Genomic DNA, 5,095 nt, shown 5'->3' on the forward strand with positions numbered 1-5,095 from the left:
CAGATGTACCAAGCGCTGGCCTTCAGGCTCTTCTTGGCGAAGGACGCGTCACGGATGGCGAACAGGATCTTCATCTTGGGGTCTCCCTTTCGTTACCAGGTGGCTGAGTGAACGTAAGGCCACTCTGCAGTTGCCCTGCAGACGTATCCACGCTGCCGGGTCCCCATCAGGTTCACCTCTGGCGAAGGCTCTTGTTGAGGCACTGGGGGATATGGGGGGTTTGCTGGCGCATTTTCTGATTCTTCTCCTGCGGCGGTGTGACACCGCTGGGCCGGGCCTGTGGTGTCGGGTGCCGGGGGGCGGGACAAGTGGAGGATGATGCGGGCGGATTCGGCGACTTGACACACGCTTTCGAAGAAGTCGGGAGTGCCGGCTCATTCGAGGACCTGGAGGTCTCCGCGGAGATCACGCCGTGGAGACGTCCGCTGTCGGCCCCGCGCACCGCGCGCCGAACTCAACGGCCGCCCACCAAAACGCTCGGCGACACGTTCATCCGGGACGAGCGGGTCACCCTGCCGGTCGCCGGGCGCGAGGCCACCGCGACCACGCCGACCGGGCTGTTCCTCAACCCCCACCAGCGCCGCCTACAGCACTGCCGTCCGCCCCGACGGCTCCGCCCCGGCGGTACTCACCCAGGGGTGGACCGGCGGCCCCTGCCCCGGTCACATCCGCGAGCGTGACCGGGGCGGAGTCCCGCCGGTGGCGAGGGGTGAGCCTGCCGTTCCTCAGGACGCGCTGAACCTCAGAAGGAGGCGGGGGCATGGCGCCGCGACCTCGTCCTCAGGAGGAGGGCCCCATGCCGCGAGTGCGGCGGAAACCCCCTGTGGGCCGGATTCCAGATAGCAGATCATGTTCACCGGGTACCGACTGTTGTCGAACATGTAGCGGTCCATCGGTGTCGGCTCCTCGCTTATTCGCAGCCCTCGCTCTTCGGGTGGGCCGATCCGGTGCCAGTCGGGATGCAGATGGATGGAGCCCAGGATCTTGACCCCGTCACGGTCCGCCTGCCGGTGAATACGAAGCAGATCCTGCGAGCTGCACCAGAATCCCCGGCGGGGGTTTCGGTAGGCGCTTCCGAAGCACGGCTCTATGGAGCTCGAGAACTCTTCGAGCGCCATCGGGTCGGTGGCACGGACGTTGGTCGCGAACTGGACCGAGGTGATGGCCGCGACACCGTCGTCGACGGTGCCGAGCAGGAGGGCGAAACAGGAGGGTGGTTCCTGCGGGGTACAGGCCTCGTATTCATCGCGCGCTACTGAGATGAACGACTTGAGGGCGTCGAATCCGATCAGGGCGGTGTGGGGGGTGAGGGTCACGGCGACTCCTCCTCCTTCAGCCGACATGCGCACGGTGGTCCGCCGCGGTGGTCCGTGAAGCGAGATCCAGCGAGTGAACCTCGGCCGGGGAGAGTTCCAGGGTCGCTCCCGGGGTCAGTTCGGCGAGCTGCTCGGGCGTCCTGCTGCTGGCGAGCGGAGCGACGACATGGGGCTGCGCCCTCAGCCAGGCCAGGGCCACCGCGGCGGGGGCGGTGCCGTGCTCGGCGGCGATCGTGTCCAGCGTCCGGAGCACCGTGCGGCCGCGGGGCGTTTCGCCGTACGGTCGTGCCGCGTCGCTGCGGACGCTGGGAACGGCGGGTGCGCCTTCGCGGTACTTGCCCGTCAGGAATCCCTGCGCCAGGGCGAAGTACGGGACGCAGGAGACGCCCTCGCGCTCGCAGACCGGGGCGATCCCACTCTCGAAGGGCTCGCGTTCCATGAGGTTGTAGGGAGGCTGGACCGCCACGTACGAGGCGAGCCCCGAACGCTTCGAGACCTCAAGGGATTCGGCCAGCCTGGGGCCGCTGATGTTCGAGGCTCCGATATGGCGCACCTTCCCTGCCGTGATCAGCGTGTCGAGTGCGGCGAGGGTCTCTTCGAGGGGAGTTTCCGGGTCGTCCGCGTGCGTGTAGTAGAGGTCGATATGATCCGTCCGCAGACGGCGCAGGGAGTCCTCTACCGCCTGGTGGACGACCTTCGCCGTGAGACCGGACAGTCCGTTCAGTCGGCCTACCTTGGTGGCGATGACGAAACGGTCCCGCTGGCCGCGCGCGGCCAGCCAGTTGCCGAGGATGGACTCGGACTCCCCGCCGGTGTTTCCGGGGGCCCACTGGGAATAGGAGTCGGCGGTGTCGATGAAGTTCCCGCCCGCGGCGGCGTAGGCATCGAGGACGCGGAAGGATGTCCGCTCGTCGACGGTCCATCCGAAGACGCTGCCGCCGAGGCAGAGTGGAAAGACGTCGAGCTCGGAATGTGCGATGGTAACCAATGGACGCTTTCTGGGTTCTTACCGGTTTCGGTGGTCGGTTCCGGTGCGGAGGGTGGGGCTCGGCGCGACTTCCCACGTCGCCCCCACCTGAGGGGTCGACTGACGCCCCCGACAGCAATTTCCAATGAATAGCGTGCACTTGATATTCAGTCAGCGCGGAAACCGATACTACCTTCCGGTCCGACGCCATGCCGAGGCGTCGGCTGGATTCCGTCGTGGTCGGGGTGTGCGCCTGCGCCATCGTTCTGCGCTCGAACGGCTCGACGGCGAGGCCGCCCCCGGTGGTTACCGGGCCGAGGCGGGTCGCGGCCGGGTCGTGACCGGGTCGTGGGTCGCAGGCTGTAGGCGCGGGTGGTCCCTTCGCCCGATCTCCCGTGGCAGGAAGGCGATCCAGCCTCGCGGCATGCGAAGGCCATGCGTGCCAGGGCGGTGGCCGGGCGCGGGGTCGGACCAGCGCCCTGCATGGGTGGCGGCGCGCTGGACAGAGGCCTCCACCGCCTTCGCGGCGGAGTGATCGCTTCCGGGACGCCGGTCGTACGAGGCGTTTCCGGCCCCGCGTCAGTGAGCCGAGAGCCGGCGTCCCCGGTGGGCTTGGCCGGCTCGTCGACCAGCGTGAGGCAGGTTGTACCGTCGGCAGTGGGACGCGTTGCAGCTGGATCAGGCAGGATACCGGGAATCCAGTCCGAGGCCGGTTCCTGGACGGCCTCGGCAACGGGCTTGTGGTAGGTACTCGGGCTGCGCGACCACTGCGGGACCTCTCGGAGCGCGTCGCGGGCCTGGTCCCCGTCCATGTCCTCACGGGTCGGGGCGCCGACCGCCTCTTGATCCGGATCTGGACGAACGGGACCGGTTCGCTGGAGGCCTTGCTCGGCAGAGCGACACGCCGAGAGCGCCCCCGTCGTCCGGCTCGCCGACCGGTACGCGGCCTGGTTCCTGCCGCTGTCGCTCGTGGCGGCCGGCCTGGCCTGGCTGGTCAGCGGATCGGCCGTGCGGGCGGTGGCGGTGCTGGTGGTCGCCACTCCCTGCCCGCTGCTGCTCGCCGCACCGGTGGCGATCGTCTCCGGGCTGTCCCGCGCCGCCCGCCAGGGCGTCGTGATCCGCGACGGCGCCGCCCTGGAGACCCTCGGCCGCGCTCGCACCCTCGTGCTCGACAAGACCGGCACCCTCACCACCGGTCGCCCCCGCGTCCTGGACATCGCCGCCGCCCCGGCCGCGACGCGAACGAAGTCCTGGCCCTGGCCGCCTCCGTCGACCAGTACTCCCCCCACGTCCTCGCCCAGGCCATCACCGACGAAGCCCACGCCCGCGCCCTGACCCTCCCGCCCGCCCAAGAGGTCACCGAGGAGCCCGGCCGCGGCGCCACCGGACGCGTCGACGGCACGACGGTGACCGTCGGCAAGCACTCCGACACGGCACTGCCCGCATGGGCCAAGGCCGCCGACAACCGCGCCACCCTGGACGGCGCCGCCGTCGCCTGGATCACCGTCGACGCCCAGCTCGCCGGCGCGATCCTGCTGCGCGACCCGCTGCGCCACGACGCACCCCGCACCCTGCGCCGATTGCGCGAGGCCGACATCACCCGCCTGCTCATGCTCACCGGTGACCGTGCCGAACCCGCCCGCGAGATCGCCGCCGTCCTCGGCCTCGACGACGTCCACGCGCAGCAGACCCCGGCCGACAAGGTCACCGCCGTCACCGCCGTCACCGCCGACGTCGGCGGGCCGCCCGGCCGGGAGGAGCGGCCCCTCGATCAAGCCCGCTGACCGCGGCCCGGCGGGGTCTTTCGCGAGTACTGCCACGTCACTTGAACCGCAGGACCGGGTCTTCGGTGCCCACACGGCTACGGTCTCGCCGAGGTGCGTCGTCGTGCGCCCAGCACCGGGGCCGCAGCCTCGGGAGGCCCGGTCCCGGCTTGCCCGGAACGGTCGGCCCATGCGCGCCGCGGCCGCGGCGGGGATGGTGGTGGGGCAAGGACGAAGACCCGCCAGGGCGGCGGCGAGGCCGGCCGCCCGCCACCTGGCCAACGGTGCGGCCAGCGGTTCCACCAACCCGGTCGCCGACTACCACCTCGTCTACGCCCTGCTGCTCGTCGCGCTGGCCGCCACGGGTGCGGGCGACAGTTGGGGCCTGGGCCGCCGCTGGGCCGCCCTCCCGATCGTGCGTGACCACTGCTGGCTGCGCTTTCGGCGCTGCCGCACGGGAACGCCGATGGCCGCTGCGCACGTGGTGCGGCCCGGTGTGTGCCACCGGGCCGAGTAGCGACGAGGCCTCCCGGCCGTGCGGGCAGGCCGGCGGTGTCCCGTCACGCCCCGTGAGGCGCTGCGGGAGGCCTCGGCCAGGCGTGGGCTCGGGCGGTCGCCTCGGCATCGACGGCGCTGCGGGGGGAAGGGCTACGGGCGTCAGGTGCCGCTTCCGATGGCGGCTCCCATGGGCTGTCCGGTGGTCGGGCGTCAGTTGCCCTGGGTCAGGTCCCGGCGGTTGAAGCCGCAGATTCCGATGGCGGCGAAGGACAGGCCGAGTCCCGCGAGCAGTGCGCAGTGGATCCACTGGATGCCGTTCTTGAGCGGTTCGCCGCCCAGGTACCAGTGGAACGGGGACCAGCCCTGGATCCAGTGCAGGCCGTTGATCTGCGGGAGGAACGAGTCGCACAGGTAGGCGATGATGGTCACGTAGGCGCCACCCGCGATCGCATGCATGCGGCGGCCGGTGTACGCGCCGATCCCGAAGGCGATCGAGGCGAAGCAGCAGCCGAAGAGCGTCAGTTGGAAGGTCATGGCGGCCAGGTTCGCCC

Annotated in this window: 4 protein-coding genes and 2 pseudogenes; 2 read left to right on the forward strand and 4 right to left on the reverse strand. The window is 70.6% G+C overall.

Features of this window, described 5'->3' with window-relative positions:
- The 3 genes from ACFU7Y_RS39810 to ACFU7Y_RS39820 form a co-directional block, all read right to left on the reverse strand.
- Positions 1–74 (reverse strand): tryptorubin family RiPP precursor (locus tag ACFU7Y_RS39810; RefSeq protein ID WP_380771286.1); only part of this gene is annotated, 74 nt, incomplete at its 3' end.
- A 651-nt stretch (positions 75–725) separates the two neighbouring features.
- Positions 726–1,316 carry a hypothetical protein gene (locus ACFU7Y_RS39815; RefSeq protein WP_380771285.1) on the reverse strand — a complete coding sequence of 197 codons (591 nt, stop codon included), beginning with the start codon at positions 1,314–1,316 and terminating at the stop codon, positions 726–728.
- A 16-nt stretch (positions 1,317–1,332) separates the two neighbouring features.
- Positions 1,333–2,304, reverse strand: a complete 972-nt coding sequence (locus tag ACFU7Y_RS39820) for an aldo/keto reductase (protein WP_224280072.1) — start codon at positions 2,302–2,304, stop codon at positions 1,333–1,335.
- An 882-nt stretch (positions 2,305–3,186) separates the two neighbouring features.
- Between ACFU7Y_RS39820 and ACFU7Y_RS39825 the strand changes: the two are divergent.
- Together ACFU7Y_RS39825 and ACFU7Y_RS39830 are read left to right on the forward strand one after the other, a co-directional pair.
- Positions 3,187–4,128, forward strand: a pseudogene (locus tag ACFU7Y_RS39825) (HAD-IC family P-type ATPase); the annotation flags it as partial.
- Between the two features lie 108 nt (positions 4,129–4,236).
- Positions 4,237–4,563 carry a hypothetical protein gene (locus ACFU7Y_RS39830; RefSeq protein WP_380771287.1) on the forward strand — a complete coding sequence of 109 codons (327 nt, stop codon included), beginning with the start codon at positions 4,237–4,239 and terminating at the stop codon, positions 4,561–4,563.
- A gap of 191 nt (positions 4,564–4,754) precedes the next feature.
- Here ACFU7Y_RS39830 and ACFU7Y_RS39835 read toward each other — a convergent pair.
- A pseudogene (locus ACFU7Y_RS39835) lies at positions 4,755–5,095 on the reverse strand (hypothetical protein); the annotation flags it as partial.

The sequence above is a fragment of the Kitasatospora sp. NPDC057542 genome, from assembly GCF_042801945.1.
Taxonomy (GTDB): domain Bacteria; phylum Actinomycetota; class Actinomycetes; order Streptomycetales; family Streptomycetaceae; genus Kitasatospora.